Source organism: Streptomyces sp. (assembly GCF_031181705.1).
Classification (GTDB): Bacteria; Actinomycetota; Actinomycetes; order Streptomycetales; family Streptomycetaceae; genus Streptomyces.
The window spans coordinates 1-15,056 of the sequence record NZ_JAPSKN010000056.1 but is presented as its reverse complement, the minus strand read 5'-3'; the positions used below and the strand labels follow the sequence as shown (position 1 = coordinate 15,056).

Annotated in this window: 16 protein-coding genes; 7 read left to right on the top strand and 9 right to left on the bottom strand. The window is 72.1% G+C overall.

Annotated features, from left to right (window positions below; translation table 11 throughout):
* Positions 1-17: 17 nt before the first annotated feature.
* Entirely contained in the window at positions 18-656 is a 639-nt protein-coding gene (locus RIN80_RS13515) for a helix-turn-helix domain-containing protein (RefSeq protein ID WP_309095813.1), read from the bottom strand.
* Positions 657-743: 87 nt separating this feature from the next.
* Between RIN80_RS13515 and RIN80_RS13510 the strand changes: the two genes are divergently transcribed.
* The 3 genes from RIN80_RS13510 (at position 744) to RIN80_RS13500 (ending at position 3,167) form a co-directional block, all read left to right on the top strand.
* Positions 744-1,952 (top strand): pyridoxal phosphate-dependent aminotransferase, encoded by a 1,209-nt coding sequence (locus RIN80_RS13510; protein ID WP_309095812.1) that lies wholly within the window; start codon positions 744-746, stop codon positions 1,950-1,952.
* 76 nt (positions 1,953-2,028) lie between these two features.
* Positions 2,029-2,664 carry a hypothetical protein gene (locus RIN80_RS13505; protein ID WP_309095811.1) on the top strand — a complete coding sequence of 212 codons (636 nt, stop codon included), beginning with the start codon at positions 2,029-2,031 and terminating at the stop codon, positions 2,662-2,664.
* Between the two features lie 80 nt (positions 2,665-2,744).
* A complete protein-coding gene (locus RIN80_RS13500; protein WP_309095810.1) occupies positions 2,745-3,167 on the top strand; it encodes an acyl-CoA thioesterase in 423 nt (140 codons plus the stop codon).
* A gap of 77 nt (positions 3,168-3,244) precedes the next feature.
* Here the strand turns inward: RIN80_RS13500 and RIN80_RS13495 are convergent, their stop codons facing one another.
* From RIN80_RS13495 to RIN80_RS13460, 8 genes are all read right to left on the bottom strand, one after another.
* A complete protein-coding gene (locus tag RIN80_RS13495) occupies positions 3,245-4,870 on the bottom strand; it encodes a serine/threonine-protein kinase (RefSeq protein ID WP_309095809.1) in 1,626 nt (541 codons plus the stop codon).
* Between the two features lie 89 nt (positions 4,871-4,959).
* Entirely contained in the window at positions 4,960-6,348 is a 1,389-nt protein-coding gene (locus RIN80_RS13490) for a nucleobase:cation symporter-2 family protein (protein ID WP_309095808.1), read from the bottom strand.
* 214 nt (positions 6,349-6,562) lie between these two features.
* Positions 6,563-7,942 (bottom strand): 8-oxoguanine deaminase, encoded by a 1,380-nt coding sequence (locus RIN80_RS13485; RefSeq protein ID WP_309095807.1) that lies wholly within the window; start codon positions 7,940-7,942, stop codon positions 6,563-6,565.
* A gap of 108 nt (positions 7,943-8,050) precedes the next feature.
* Complete coding sequence (pucL, locus tag RIN80_RS13480) at positions 8,051-8,998, bottom strand: factor-independent urate hydroxylase (RefSeq protein WP_309095806.1); 948 nt, start codon at positions 8,996-8,998, stop codon at positions 8,051-8,053.
* 4 nt (positions 8,999-9,002) lie between these two features.
* Positions 9,003-9,398, bottom strand: coding sequence for a hydroxyisourate hydrolase (gene uraH, locus RIN80_RS13475; protein ID WP_309095805.1), 396 nt, complete (start codon positions 9,396-9,398; stop codon positions 9,003-9,005).
* Positions 9,399-9,405: 7 nt separating this feature from the next.
* Positions 9,406-9,915: a 2-oxo-4-hydroxy-4-carboxy-5-ureidoimidazoline decarboxylase gene (gene uraD / locus RIN80_RS13470; RefSeq protein WP_309095804.1), complete on the bottom strand. Its 510-nt coding sequence runs from the start codon at positions 9,913-9,915 to the stop codon at positions 9,406-9,408.
* A gap of 163 nt (positions 9,916-10,078) precedes the next feature.
* A complete protein-coding gene (locus tag RIN80_RS13465; RefSeq protein ID WP_309095803.1) occupies positions 10,079-10,447 on the bottom strand; it encodes a helix-turn-helix domain-containing protein in 369 nt (122 codons plus the stop codon).
* Entirely contained in the window at positions 10,444-10,695 is a 252-nt protein-coding gene (locus RIN80_RS13460) for a hypothetical protein (RefSeq protein WP_309095802.1), read from the bottom strand. Before RIN80_RS13460 ends, RIN80_RS13465 begins: the two co-directional genes overlap by 4 nt.
* Positions 10,696-10,972: 277 nt before the next feature.
* Between RIN80_RS13460 and RIN80_RS13455 the strand changes: the two genes are divergently transcribed.
* The 4 genes from RIN80_RS13455 to RIN80_RS13440 all read left to right on the top strand — a co-directional run bounded on the left by RIN80_RS13455 (position 10,973) and on the right by RIN80_RS13440 (position 14,918).
* On the top strand, positions 10,973-11,794 hold the full coding sequence (locus RIN80_RS13455; RefSeq protein ID WP_309095801.1) for a TIM barrel protein: 822 nt from the start codon (positions 10,973-10,975) through the stop codon (positions 11,792-11,794).
* 27 nt (positions 11,795-11,821) lie between these two features.
* Positions 11,822-12,715, top strand: a complete 894-nt coding sequence (locus RIN80_RS13450) for a 2-hydroxy-3-oxopropionate reductase (RefSeq protein ID WP_309095800.1) — start codon at positions 11,822-11,824, stop codon at positions 12,713-12,715.
* A 198-nt stretch (positions 12,716-12,913) separates the two neighbouring features.
* Complete coding sequence (locus tag RIN80_RS13445; protein ID WP_309095799.1) at positions 12,914-14,371, top strand: catalase; 1,458 nt, start codon at positions 12,914-12,916, stop codon at positions 14,369-14,371.
* A 310-nt stretch (positions 14,372-14,681) separates the two neighbouring features.
* Positions 14,682-14,918: a hypothetical protein gene (locus RIN80_RS13440; RefSeq protein WP_309095798.1), complete on the top strand. Its 237-nt coding sequence runs from the start codon at positions 14,682-14,684 to the stop codon at positions 14,916-14,918.
* The last annotated feature ends 138 nt before the right edge of the window (positions 14,919-15,056 follow it).

The window sequence follows — 15,056 nt, the reverse complement described above, 5'->3', positions numbered from 1 at the left end:
TGACCGCCGCTCGCCCCTCACCGGCCGTGCCGCGTCTCGCGCAGGGTCTTCGCGAGGGGGCCCTCGCCGGTCACCTCGACCCGGCCCTCCCGCACGGCCCGGACCAGGTCCAGCTCGCCCCGGCTGAGCGCCGTGCACGTGGCCGTGTCCAGGGCCAGCGCGGCGTCGGGCTCCGCGGGTGCGGGTCCGTCGCCGTACAGCGGGCCCTCCCCGGCTCCGGCGTACACGTGGAACCTCCCCTCCTCCAGGCGGACTTCGACGAGTCCCTCGCCGTCCAGCAGGCGCAGCAGGGGGAGCGCGAACCAGTGCGCCCGGACGGCGTCCGTGGGCCTGCGCTCGCCGAGTTCGCCCTGCCCCCACTCCCCCAGCGCCTGCAGCACCGGCAGCAACTCGCGCCCCCTGGGGGTGAGTTCGTAGACGTTCGCCGCGCCGGGCGGCGGGAGCCGGCGCCGGGTCGCCAGGCCGTCGCGCTCCATGTCCCTCAGCCGGGAGGCGAGTACGTCCGTGCTGACGCCGGGCAGGTCCGCGTGCAGGTCGGTGTAGCGGCGGGGGCCGGCGAGCAGTTCCCGGACGATCAGCAGGGTCCAGCGGTCGCCGACGACGTCGAGCGCGCGGGCGGCGGAGCAGTACTGGTCGTAGCTTCGGCGAGGTGGCATGCGACGCAGTCTAGACAAGTTGTTGGACTTTCCAAGCGACTACTTGGTAAAACCAAGCAACACAAGTCGGCAGAGGGGAAGCGGCGCATGGAGTTCCGGCAGTCGAGCAAACTCAGCGAGGTCTGTTACGAGATCCGCGGCCCGGTGATAGAGCACGCCAACGCCCTCGAGGAGGCCGGCCACAGCGTGCTGCGCCTGAACACCGGCAACCCCGCGCTCTTCGGGTTCGAGGCGCCGGAGGAGATCCTCCAGGACATGATCCGGATGCTGCCGCAGGCGCACGGCTACACCGACTCGCGCGGCATCCTCTCCGCCCGCCGGGCCGTGGCCCAGCGCTACCAGACGCTGGGCCTGGAGGTCGGCGTCGACGACGTCTTCCTCGGCAACGGTGTCTCCGAGCTGGTCTCCATGGCCGTACAGGCACTGGTCGAGGACGGCGACGAGGTCCTGATCCCCGCGCCCGACTTCCCCCTCTGGACGGCGGTGACCACCCTCGCCGGCGGCAAGGCCGTCCACTACCTGTGCGACGAGCAGGCCGACTGGTACCCGGACCTGGACGACATGGCCGCGAAGATCACCGACCGGACGAGGGCGGTCGTGATCATCAACCCGAACAACCCCACCGGCGCGGTCTACCCCCGGGAGATCGTCGAGGGCATCCTCGACCTCGCCCGCCGCCACGGCCTGATGGTCTTCGCCGACGAGATCTACGACCAGATCCTCTACGACGACGCCGTGCACCACTCGGCCGCCGCCCTCGCCCCGGACCTGGTCGTCCTCACCTTCTGCGGCCTGTCCAAGACCTACCGCGTGGCGGGTTTCCGCTCCGGCTGGCTGGTGGTCACGGGCCCGAAGCAGCACGCCAAGGACTACCTGGAGGGGCTGACCATGCTGGCCTCCATGCGGCTGTGCGCCAACGCGCCCGCCCAGTACGCCATCCAGGCCGCGCTCGGCGGCCGGCAGTCCATCGGCGAGCTGACCGCGCCGGGCGGACGGCTGCGGGAACAGCGGGACGTGGCCTGGCGCCGGCTCAACGAGATCCCCGGCGTCAGCTGCGTGAAGCCGAAGGGCGCGCTGTACGCCTTCCCCCGGCTGGATCCCGAGGTGTACCCGATCCACGACGACGAGAAGTTCGTCCTGGACCTGCTGCTGCGGGAGAAGATCCAGGTGGTGCAGGGCACCGGCTTCAACTGGCCCGCGCCCGACCACTTCCGGATCCTGACGCTGCCGTACGCCGACGACCTGGAGGCGGCGATCGGGCGGATCGGGCGGTTCCTCGCCGGCTACCGCCAGTAGGCGCGGTTGTCAGTGGCGGGTCGTAGCCTTCGAGCAGGTGGGCCAGTGCCCGAGACCGGCCGGAGAGGAGCACGCCGTGACCCGACCGCCGACCGCCGCGCAGCGGCGTGTGATCGACGCCGCCGACCCCGTGACCGGACGGCTGCGGGGTACGCAGGCGCAGCTCGCCGCACTGGTCAAGCGGGGTCTCGCCTTCCGCCACCCCCGTCCGCCGCACGAGCACTTCCTGACGCCGGAGGGGCACCGGATACGGCAGGGCGTCACCGGGGAGCCCGGACCCGCCGGGCCCGGGGAAGACCCCGTTCTCACGGGCGTGTTCGCGGCACGCACCGGCGGCGAGCCGGATCCTCCGCGGCCCGGGCCCGCCCGGCGCCGCGAGGTGCACAGTGCCTGGCAGGGGCTGCTGGAGCTGCGCCGGATGACCAACCCGGACGGGGCGGTGGACCGGCCGTGCGGCTGGGAGCGTGCGCACCTGGTGCGGGCCGCCGCGCTCGCGCTGGAGGCGGCGGGCCACCGCCCGGCCGGGCCGGAGGACGGGGGCTACCGGGTGCGCGAGACCCCGCAGCCGGAGGCCGTCGCCGTGTACGAGCCGGACGGCGAGGCGCTGCGGACCTGCGCGGTCACGCTGGAAGGGGCGGGCTGGCAGGTGAGCGAGCACCGCGAGCCGCGCACCGGAACCAGGTATCTGCTGGCTTCACCGCGCCGGGCGTGACGCGCATGCCAGGATCGACGGATCGTTGCACAGTGCACGGGACGTCCGTGCGAGGAAGTCCGGCGCGAGAAGGGAAAGCCGTGAGCGAGCCGTTTTCCGTCCCTGTGACCGTCCGTGGATACGAGACGGACGTGCAGGGACACCTCAACCAGGCGGTCTATCTGAACTACGCGGAGCACGCCCGCTGGTCGCTGCTCCAGGCAGCCGGGATCAGCCAGTCCGCCCTCGTCTCCAGCGGCGTCGGCCCGGTCGCCCTGGAGACGACCATCCGCTACAAACGGGAACTGCTCGCGGGCGACGAGGCCATGGTGACCTGCGCCTTCACCTGGGGCGGGGGCAAGACGTTCGGGATCGAGCAGGCCGTGGTGAAGACCGACGGCACGGTGGCCGCCGAGATCTCGGCGGTCGGCGGCATCCTCGACCTGGAGAAGCGCAGGCTGGTCGCCGACCCCGCCGGGGTCTTCCGGCGACTGGCGTCGGACCCGGGCCTGTTCGGGCTCTAGGTGTGCATCAGACCGCGCTCACCGGCCCTGAACAGTGCCGTCACCATCCCGCGACCCGATCCGAACGACAGGCCCACCTAGGCGGCGTCGCGCCAGATCGTCATGTCCATCGTGAGGAAGGCGAGTTCCGGCAGCGCGGTCGACTTCGTCTGGACGGTGAGCAGCGCGATGTCCCCGGACGCGTGCCGGACGCAGATCTGGCCCGCCACCGGCACCGAGGCCAGCGGCCAGCGGCGCCGATCGGCGTGGGCCAGCATGAGCCGGCACTCGTCGAGGGAGACGCCCTCGTCGGTGAACATCTGGACGAACACACTGGTGTCGCTCTCCAGCGCGCAGCCGGCGTCCTCGCAGTCGAAGCGGATGTCACCCTCGCGGTCGTCGCGCTGGTACGGCTCCCGGAAGCTCAGCGAGTTCTTCGCGTCCAGTCTCTGGAGGACCCGGCCTATGGGGCGCGGCGTGCCGGAGGCGGTCGCGGAGGGCTTCGAGGCCCGCGGGGTCCGGTCCCCGGGTTCCGCGGCGGGCCCGGAGTCCGACGGCCGCGCAGTCGACGGGTCCGGCGACCGTCGGGATCCGTCCGGCCCCGGTGTCGACGGCGCACCCGCCACCCCGTCGCGGAACCGGCTGCCCGCGTCGGCGACCGTCCATGCCAGGCCCGTCAGCACGAGCGCCCCGGCCGCCACGGCCGCGGTGGTGAGCAGTGCGGTGCGCCGTCCGCGTGCCCGCCGCGCGTCCGGCGCCGGCGCGAGCGGCTGCGGCCGGGTGATGACCAGCGGCTGTGGCAGGACCCGGGTGGCGGTGGGGGCCGGGGGCGGAACGGTGGGCTCCGGGCCCGCGACGTCCCGCCAGACGGCCGGGCCCGCGCCCGTGCCGGCGTCCGGGCCCAGCCGCTGCCGGCACCACGCGACGATCTCCGCCAGGCCGGCCCGGTCCTCCGGGGCGGCGGCCAGGCAGCGGGCGAGGAGCGGCCGGAGCGGCTCGGGCAGGACGGACAGGTCGGGCTCGTCGTGCACGATCCGGTAGAGCACGCCGATCGCCGAGCCGTCCCCGTACAGCGGCCGGCCCAGCGCCGCGAACGCCGCGGTCTGGCCGAGCGCGAAGACGTCGGTCGCGGCCGTGACCTCGCCCGCGGCGGCCTGCTCGGGAGCCATGAAGTGGGGCGTGCCGACCGCCGCGCCGGTCGCGGTGTACGAGGTGAAGTCGGCGGCCAGCGAGATACCGAAGTCGATCACCCGGGGCCCGTCGGCGGCGAGCAGCACGTTGGACGGCTTGAGGTCCCGGTGCACGATGCCCGCGGCGTGCACGGCCTGCAGCGCCTCGGCCACGCCCGCCACGAGCCACAGCACCGCGGGCACCGGCAGGGGCCCCCGCCGGGCGACCGCCTCGGTCAGGGAGGGCCCGGGCACGTACAGCGTGGCCGACCAGGGGGGTGTGCCGTCCGGGTCGGCGTCGATCAACTCGGCCGTGTAGGCGCCCCGGACCCGCCGGGCCGCCTCCACCTCGCGGCGGAACCGGCGCCGGAAGTCCGGGTCGTCGGCGAGTTCGGGCCGGACCACCTTGACGGCCACCGGGCGGCCGCCCTGCGTGTGCGACAGGTAGACGCGGCCCATTCCGCCCGCACCGAGCCGGGCCACGAGGCGGTACCCGGCCACCACGGGCGGATCGTCCGCTCGCAACGGCTGGAACACCTCGGTCGCGTGGTTCATCGGCCCGTCTCCCCCTCGTCCCCCGGCCCCCCTGGCCCCGGCCGACGGTGAGCCGACCGGGGCAGAAGCCTATGCGGAGTCGGTGGGGTTCATGACGCGGCCGGTGCCTTGGGGGCGCTCGTGAGCTCCTCGCCCGGCTCCATCGGGTGGGTCACGTCCTGGGCGTCCCGGCCGCTCCGGCCCAGGTGGTTGAAGACCAGGTTCAGCAGCACCGCCGCCACGCAGCCGGTCGAGATGCCGGAGTCCAGGACGATCCGGGCCGTCTCGGGGAAGGCGTGGTAGAACTCCGGCGCCGTGATGGGGACGATGCCGACGGCCAGGGAGACGGCGACGATCAGGACGTTGTTGTCCTTGTCCAGGCCGGCCCGGACCAGGGTCTGGATGCCGCTGGCCGCGACCGAGCCGAACAGGACCACGCCCGCCCCGCCCAGCACCGGGCGCGGTACGACGGCGATCAGGGAGGCGGCCATCGGGCACAGGCCCATCAGCACCAGGAACCCGCCGCCCGCGGCGACGACGTACCGGCTGCGGATCCTCGTCATCGCGACCAGGCCGATGTTCTGCGCGAAGGCGCTGCACATGAAGCCGTTGAAGAGGGGGCTGAGTGCCGAGCCGAGGGTGTCGGCGCGCAGGCCGGCCGCGATGGTCCGCTCGTCGGCCGGGCGGTCGACGATCTCGCCGAGGGCCAGCATGTCGGCGGTCGACTCGGTCATCGACACCACCATCACCACGCACATGGAGATGATCGCGGCGAGCTGGAACTGCGGGGCGCCGAAGTGGAACGGGGTCGGGAAGCCGATGACGGCCGCGTCCGCGACCGGGCCGAAGTCCGTGACGCCGAACGGGATCGCGATCAGCGTGCCGGCCACCAGGCCCAGCAGCACGGCGATCTGCTTGACGAAGCCCCGGGTGAAGCGGCGCAGCAGCAGCACGATCAGCAGGGTCCCGCCCGCCAGGACCAGGTTGGTCGCCGAACCGTAGTCGCCCGCGGCCGGATTCGGTCCCTGTGCCCAGCCGAAGGCGACGGGCAGCAGCGATATGCCGATGAGGGTGATCACGGATCCGGTGACGACCGGCGGGAAGAAGCGGATCGCCTTGCAGAAGACGGGGGCGGCGAGGAAGCCCAGGAGTCCGGCGACGATGACCGCGCCGAAGATGAGCGGCAGGGCGTCGGACTTGTCCTCGGTGGACGCGACGATGGCGGTCATCGGGGCGACACCGGCGAAGGTGACGCCGTTGACGAACGGCAGCCGGGCGCCGATCTTCCAGATGCCGAGGGTCTGCAGGAAGGTGGCCAGGCCCGCGGTGAACAGGCAGGCGCCGGTGAGGAAGGTCAGGTCGGTGGCGGTGAGGCCGATGGCCGCGCCGACGATCAGGGGTGGGGCGACGACTCCTGCGTACATGGCGGCCACGTGCTGCAGGCCGGTCGTCGCCATCTTGAGCGCGGGGAGTTTCTCGTCAACGGGGTGGTCGGCCACGGCGGCGTCCCTCCGGTCGGTTACACGGCTGCGCCGAGCGGCGGCCGTGGGTGTCAAGGAGGTGGTGCGGGTGGTCGTGCGGGACCTGGTGACGGGTGGCTGTCTCCGGGGCGCGCGCGGGTGCGCGCACCCCGGAGACAGCCGCCGCGGACCCCGCTCGGGTCCACGGCCACCGGCCGGGAGCCGTCCCTCCCGGCCGGAGTATCCGGGTGGGTCAGGCCTCGGCGGCGATCCGCGCCAGGCGCCGGGCCTCGTCGCGCGTGGCGCGGGCGATGGCGTCCTCGTCGGCGGTGAGCAGGCGGCCGTCCTCGACGATCTGCCGGCCGTTCACGAAGGAGGCGGTGACCGGGGCCGCCGCGCCGAAGACCAGCGCGGTCACCGGGTCGGCGATGGAGGCGTGGGCGAGGGTGTCCATGCGCCACAGGACCAGGTCGGCGAGCTTGCCGGGCTCCAGGGAGCCGATCTGAGCCGCCCGGCCGAGGACCTGGGCGCCGCCGTACGTGCCGAGGCGCAGGGCCTGGCGGGCGTTGAGCGCGGCCTCCTTGTGGCCGCCGAGGCGGTTGATGAGCAGGGCGTTGCGCAGCTCGGTGTGGAGTTCGCCGGACTCGTTGGAGGCGGTGCCGTCGACGCCGAGGCCGACCGGGACGCCGGCGGCGAGCATGTCGGGGACGCGGGCGATGCCGGCCGCGAGGCGGGCGTTGGAGGAGGGGCAGTGCGCGACGCCGGTCCGGGTGCGGGCGAAGGCGGCGATGTCGGAGTCGTTCATGTGGACGCAGTGCGCCATCCACACGTCCTCGCCGAGCCAGCCGGTGGACTCGAAGTAGTCGGTCGGGCCCATGCCGAACAGCTCGTGGCAGAACTTCTCCTCCTCCACGGTCTCCGAGCCGTGGGTGTGCAGCCGGACACCGAGGCGGCGGGCCAGCTGGGCTCCGTCGCGCAGCAGTTCGGTGGAGACGGAGAAGGGTGAGCAGGGCGCGACGGCGACCTGGGTCATGGCGTCGAAGGAGGCGTCGTGGTGCCGGCGTACGGTCTCCGCGGTGGCGGCCAGGGCGCCGTCGAGGGTCTCCACGGCGAAGTCCGGGGGCAGGCCGCCGTCCTTCTCGCTGCGGTCCATGGAGCCGCGGGCGAGGGTGAAGCGGACGCCCATGTCGCGGGCGGCGCCGATGATCGCGCCGGAGAGGTCGCCGGAGCCGTGCGGGAAGACGTAGTGGTGGTCCATGGCGGTGGTGACGCCGCCGCGGGCCATCATCGCGAGCGAGCCCTGGGCCGCCGCACGGACCATCGGCTCGTCGATGCGCGCCCAGGTGGGGTAGAGCGCGACGAGCCAGTCGAAGAGGTTGTGGTCGGTGGCCAGGCCGCGGGTGATCCACTGGTAGAAGTGGTGGTGGGTGTTGACCAGGCCGGGGGTCACCAGGTGGCCGGAGGCGTCGATGCGGCGGGCCACGTGCTCCAGGCCCTCGGGGGCGGGGCCCGCGCCGAGGGATTCGATGCGGTTGCCGGCGATGACGACGTGTCCGGAGGCGTACTCGGTGTCGTGTCCGTCGACGGTCGCGATCGCACAGTGCTCGATGACGATGCGCCGGTCTGCTGCCATGGTTCGTCCTTTGCGCTGATGTGGGCAGGGCACGGCAGGACCCCGGGAGTTTGAGTGCCGTGGCCGGGGGACGGGTTCCCCCGGCCACGGGTGCCGAAGAAGGGAACGTCAGAGGTTGGTGAGGTCCACCGGGATGCGCGCCTCGCTCCCCTCGCGGAGGATCGTCGCCTCGATCAGGCCGTAGGGGCGGTCGGCGGCGTAGTAGACCTCGTTGTCGTTCTTCAGCCCGAACGGTTCCAGGTCGACCAGGAAGTGGTGCTTGTTCGGCAGCGAGAAGCGGACCTCGTCGATCTCGCTGCGGTGGTTGATGATCCGCGCGCCCATCTGGTACAGCGTCTGCTGCAGCGAGAGCGAGTACGTCTCGGCGAAGGCCTGGAGCATGTGCTTCTTCACCTGCTCGTAGGACTTCTCCCAGTGCGGCATGCGCTCGTCGTCGTCGGTCCAGTTGAAGCGCCAGCGGCCGGAGACCTCGGTGGCCAGGATGCGGTCGTAGGCCTCCTTCAGGGTCGTGTACTTGTCCTTGACGTAGCCCCAGAACTCGGAGTTCGTCGAGTTCATCACGACCAGGTCCTTCAGGCCCGAGATCACCTCCCACTTCTCACCGTCGTAGGTGATCTGCGTGAGGCGGGTCTCCTGGCCCTTGCGGACGAAGGAGTGCTTGACCTCGTCGGCGCCGATGAACTGCGAGTTGGCGTCGGAGGCCTCGATCCGCTCCCAGGCGTACTCCTCGATGCGGATGCGCGCCCGGTGGATCGGCTCCTGGCTGGTGACGAAGTGCCGGGCGAGGTGGATGCCGAACTGCTCGGCGGACTCGATGCCGTGTTCCTTGGCGAAGGCGAACACCGTGTTCTTGGTGGTGTCGGTCGGCAGGACGTTGGCGTTCGAGCCGGAGTAGTGCACCTCGTCCATGTCGCCGCTCAGCGCCACGGACACGTTCAGGTCCTTGATGTGGTGGGTGGCGCCGTCCCGCGTGATCCTCACGACTCGGTTCTCTGCCTTGCCGTACTGGTTCTGCCCCAGCAGGACAGGGCGGCCGGGGCGGGAATTGACGGTCATTTAGCTAGCTCCCTCGGTATACGGAGTAGCCGAACGGGTTGAGCAGCAGCGGTACGTGGTAGTGCTCGCCCGGGACGACGGCGAAGGTGATCGCCACCTCCGGGAAGAACACACCGGCGCCGCTGTCCCGATTCGCGGGGGCGTCCTGCTGCGCATCGGCTTGCTTCTTCTCGAAGTACGGTTCGACGGCGAAGTCGAGCCGTACGTGGGTGGTCCCCTCCGGCAGGGCCGGCAGGTCCTTGCACCGGCCGTCCGCGTCGGTCGCCGAGCCGCCGAGCGCCTGCCAGCCGGCCGCACGCCCGGACCGGGCGGAGAGGTGGACGGCGACGCCCTCGGCCGGGCGGCCGGCGCTGGTGTCCAGGATGTGCGTGGACACGGACGCGGTGGCGGAGGTGCTCATGGTGCGGTCAGTCCTCTTCGACGAGTCGGGCCAGACGGATGCGGTTGATCTTCCCCAGTTCGGTGCGGACGATCTCCCGCTCCCGCTCCGGCGTGTTGCCGATCCGCTCCCGGACCGCGTCGCGCATCTGCTCGCCGGTGCGGCCGGTGGCGCAGATCAGGAAGACATGGCCGAACTTCTCCTGGTAGGCGAGGTTCAGTTCCAGCATCTCCGCCTTGAGCTCGTCGGAGGCGCCGGCCATGCCGCGCTGTTCGCGGGCCGAGGTGGCATCGCCGGGCCTGGGGCGGCCGATGGGTGGGTGACCGGCCATCGCCTCGTCGAGGTCCGGGGCCGTCAGCTCCGCCGTGGCGGCGTCGCTCGCGGCGTACAGGTCCTCGGGGGTGGCGTAGGGGCGGGCGGCGAGCAGGCGTTTCGCCCACGCCGTGGAGGCGCACGCCTCGTGGAGCGCGGTGAGGGCCGCGTGCTCCTCCAGGGTGTTGAACCGGGCCAGGCCCGGCGGCGTGGAAGTGGAAGTCACGGGAGCCTCCGTGGCCGGATGCGGCCGTCGTGCTGAACGGGCGTGCCGCTAGCTAACGCCCTTCCGCGACAGCGCGTCAACAGTTTGTTGAAAATTCGCGGCGGGGAAACAGCGCGGAAACCGAGCGGCGGCGGCGCGGCCCGAAGAGGCCGGGGAGGGCCGGTCAGGACCCCTTCTCGCGGTTGAGGTAGTTGTAGACGGTGAAGCGGCTGACGCCGAGGGCGCTCGCCACCGTCTCCACGCCGTGCCGTACGGAGAAGGCCCCGCGCGCCTCCAGTATGCGCACGACCTCCTGCTTGGCCTTGCGGTCCAGGTCGGCCAGCGGCATGCCCTTGCGGCGCTCCATGGCGGCCAGGATGTGATCGAGGGAGTCGGCGAGCTGCGGCAGCCGTACGGCCACGGCGTCGCGGCCCTCCCAGGACAGCACGACGTCGTCGGGTCCGGCCTCGTCGGGGGGCAGCATCTCGCCGCCCATGGCGTCGACCAGGGGCTTCACGGCCGCGATGAACGGCTCGTCCCCCGTGCCGGTCATGCCTGGCCCTCCTCGACCACGTTGACCTGGAGCGAGATCCGGGTGGCGCCGGCCTCCAGGGTCCTGCGGAGCAGGGCGTCCACGGCGGTGAGCACCGCCTCGGCACCGCCCTGCGCGGTGTTGCCGAACGGGCCGACGTCCACGGCGTCCAGGTCGGCGGCCTCCACGACCTCGCGGGCGACCAGCGCGTGCGCGGGCGCCTCGTCCAGGTCGAAGGGCTCGGTCGTGAACTCCACCCTCAAGCGCATAGCGCCCCCTCACCGTGATGACCTGCGCTGCGGCCGGCCCGCCCACGACGGGACGGACACGGCGGCGACCGGCGGACACGCCGGGCCCGCCACGAGGCGACCCTAGCCGACCCACGGGCGGGCGGGGCGGGCCGCACCTGCCGGGGGACCGGGGCGGCGGCCGAGGAACGGGCTCCCCCCGCGCCCTCTTGACAAGCGGGGAGAGTCGACGGCAGTCTTCCGTTAAGCAGAAAGCAACTTCCACAATACGAAATACAGCGGAAGGGAGCGCGGCCCGATGGGATTCGCAGACCAGCGCTTCAACGTCAACCTGTCGATCCTCTTCACGGAACTCCCGCTCCTGGAGCGCCCCGCGGCCGCCGCCGCGGCCGGCTTCACCGCGGTCGAGCTGTGGTGGCCCTGGACCGACACGCCCACCCCCGGGCAGTCCGCGCTCGACGCCCTGAAGCGATCGATCGAGGACGCGGGCGTCCAGCTCACCGGGCTGAACTTCTACGCGGGGCAGTTGCCGGGCCCGGACCGCGGCGCCCTGTCGGTCCCCGGCACCGAGTCGGAGCGGTTCCGCGCCAACATCGAGGTCGCCGCCGGCCTCGCCGCCTCGCTGGGCTGCACGGCCCTCAACGCCCTGTACGGCAACCGCGTCGAGGGAGTGGACCCGGCCGAGCAGGACGCGCTCGCGCTGGAGAACCTGGTCCTCGCGGCCCGGGCCGCCGACCGGATCGGCGCGGTACTGCTGATCGAGGCGCTGAACAAGCCGGAGTCCCCGCTGTACCCGCTGGTGTCCGCGCCCGCCGCCGTCGAGGTCGTCGACCGGGTCAACGAGGCCACCGGCCTGGGCAACGCGCGCTTCCTCATGGACCTCTACCACCTGTCCATGAACGGCGAGGACCTGCCGGCGGTGATCGAGCGGTTCGCCCCGAGGACCGGCCACGTCCAGATCGCCGACAACCCGGGGCGCGGCGCGCCGGGCACCGGCTCCCTCCCCCTCGAAGACCTCCTCGACCGACTGCGGAAGGCGGGTTATGACGGCTGGGTCGGCCTCGAGTACAAGCCGGGTGACCGCCCGAGCGCCGAGGCCTTCGACTGGCTGCCCCGCTGACCCCTGTTCACCGAAAGGCACCCCATCATGAGCACCACTCTCCCCAAGGTCGCCTGGATCGGCCTCGGCATCATGGGCTCCCCCATGTCCGAGAACCTGATCAAGGCGGGTTACCAGGTCACCGGCTACACGCTGGAGCGGGACAAGCTGGACCGGCTCGCCGCGGCGGGCGGAACGGCCGCCTCCTCCATCGCCGAGGCCGTGCGGGACGCCGACGTCGTCATCACCATGGTGCCCGCCTCGCCGCAGGTCGAGGCCGTCGCCTACGGCCCCGACGGGATCCTGGAGAACGCGCGCTCCGGCGCGCTGCTGATCGACATGTCCTCGATCACGCCGCAGACGTCCGTCGATCTGGCGAAGGCCGCCGCGGACCAGGGCGTTCGCGTCCTGGACGCCCCGGTGTCCGGCGGTGAGGCCGGGGCGATCGAGGCCGTGCTGTCCATCATGGTCGGCGGCGAGCAGGCCGACTTCGACGAGGCGAGGCCCCTCTTCGAGGCGCTGGGCAAGACGATCGTGCTGTGCGGCCCGCACGGCTCCGGCCAGACGGTGAAGGCCGCCAACCAGCTGATCGTCGCCGTGAACATCCAGGCGTGCGCGGAGGCCGTGGTCTTCCTGGAGAAGTCCGGCGTGGACCTGAAGGCGGCCCTGGACGTCCTGGGCGGCGGCCTGGCGGGCTCGACCGTACTGGCCCGCAAGAAGGACAACTTCCTCACCCGGGACTTCAAGCCGGGCTTCCGGATCGACCTGCACCACAAGGACATGGGCATCGTCACGGACGCCGCCCGCAACGTCGGCGCGGCCCTGCCCGTCGGCGCGGTGGTCGCCCAGCTGGTGGCGTCCCTTCGCGCGCAGGGTGACGGCGGCCTGGACCACTCGGCGCTGCTGCGGGCCGTGGAACGGCTCTCCGGCGCACGGATCTGACCCCGCCCGACCGAGGGGGGTCTCCCCGCTCCGGGCGGTGCCGCCGCTGACATCTGTCCTGTCGCGCCCAAAGGGGCGGCACCGCCCGGTCCTGTCATGCCCACCGCTTCAACAAACTGTTGACACCCTCATCGCCCCGACCCTAGGCTCCACAAAGCGGAAATATTTTTCCGCTGCCTCCTCGTACGGAAGGTCACGATGTCGCAGCGCGTGCTCACCACCGAGTCCGGCGCCCCCGTCGCCGACAACCAGAACTCCGCCACCGCCGGCGTCGGCGGCCCGCTCCTGCTCCAGGACCAGCATCTGCTGGAGAAGCTCGCGCGCTTCAACCGCGAGCGCATCCCGGAGCGCGTGGTGCACGCCCGCGGCTCGGGCGCGTACGGCCACTTCGAAGTGACCGACGACGTGACGGAGTTCACCCACGCCGACTTCCTCGGTGAGGCCGGCAGGCGCACCGAGGTGTTCGTGCGCTTCTCGACCGTGGCCGACAGCCTCGGCGGCGCGGACGCCGTGCGCGACCCGCGTGGTTTCGCGGTGAAGTTCTATACGGCCGAGGGCAATTACGACCTCGTCGGGAACAACACCCCGGTCTTCTTCATCAAGGACCCGATCAAGTTCCCGGACTTCATCCACTCGCAGAAGCGCGACCCGTTCACGGGCCGTCAGGAGCCGGACAACGTCTGGGACTTCTGGGCCCACTCCCCCGAGGCCACGCACCAGGTGACCTGGCTGATGGGCGACCGCGGCATCCCGGCCTCGTACCGGCACATGAACGGCTACGGTTCGCACACCTACCAGTGGACCAACGCCCGTGGCGAGGCCTTCTTCGTCAAGTACCACTTCAAGACGAACCAGGGCATCCGCTGCCTGAGCAGCGAGCAGGCCGCCGAACTCGCGGGCAGGGACCCGAACTCGCACCAGACCGACCTGCTCCAGGCGATCGAGCGGGGCGTGCACCCGTCCTGGACGCTCTACGTGCAGATCATGCCGGCGGCCGAGGCGGCGGAGTACCGCTTCAACCCGTTCGACCTGACCAAGGTCTGGCCGCACGGTGACCACCCGCTGCGGCGCGTGGGCCGGCTGGTCCTCGACCGCAACCCGGACAACGTCTTCGCCGAGGTCGAGCAGGCCGCGTTCTCCCCGAACAACTTCGTGCCGGGCATCGGTCCCTCGCCCGACAAGATGCTCCAGGGCCGGCTGTTCGCCTACGCGGACGCCCACCGCTACCGGCTGGGCGTCAACCACACCCAGCTGGCCGTCAACGCGCCCCGGGCCACGACCGCCGAGAACTACGGCCGGGACGGCCTGATGGCGTCCAACCCGCAGGGCCGCCACGCGAAGAACTACGAGCCGAACTCCTACGACGGCCCGGTCGAGACCGGCCGGCCCCTGTCGGCCCCGCTCGCGGTGCACGGCCACACGGGCACCCACGCGGCGCCCGCGCACACCAAGGACGACGACTTCCTCCAGGCGGGCGAGCTGTACCGGCTGATGTCCGCCGAGGAGAAGTCCCGTCTGGTCGCGAACATCGCCGGGGGCCTGTCCCGGGTCTCCCGCGACGACGTGATCGACAAGAACCTCGCACACTTCCACGCCGCCGACCCGGAGTACGGCAGGCGCGTGGCGGAGGCGGTCCGCGCGCTGCGCGAGGACTGAGACTCCCTGACCGTGTCCGACCGCCCGCTGCGGCCCGGATGAGGGGTGGCCGCCCCGGGCACGGACACGGGCAGGGCACGGACCGCGGCGGTTGCGAGCCAGTGCGGTGGTGAAGGGGTCAGGACCGGCTTCTCGACCTGAGGGAAGTCCGCTCCGGACGCCGTCGCACCCGCCGCGGTCCCAGCACCCACTCCCCCTCCCCCAGACCCCGTCCGGCGGCGCGAACGTCCTGTCGCGCCCAGCCTCGCGCCGCCGGACGGCCAGCCGGCCCCGGGGTGCGGAACCGCCCCCGCGGCGGCAGCCTGAAGGCATGGCACATCCGACCGAGCATCCGCACGTCGTGGTCCACGCTCCCGCCCTGGACGGCTCGCGCCGGGTCACGCTGGACGACGAGCCCCTGGGCGTCGCCACCCACGTCGACGACGTGGCGGAGATCCTGCGGCTGGCCGACCTCTATGTGACCGACGTCGAGGAGAACGACCTCGTCGAGTGGCAGGGCGGCGGACCGGACGACTGGCCGGGGCTCTCGGAGCACCACGGCAGCTGAGCGCGTACGGCACCGGTCGTACGCCGTGTACGGAACCCTCAAATGAACCTCTGAACCCGGCCCCGGGGGCTTCAACCGCCCCCGGGGCCGGGCACATTCTCGGCACACGGGCCCGCCGGCACGGGGGGGCGGGCCCGG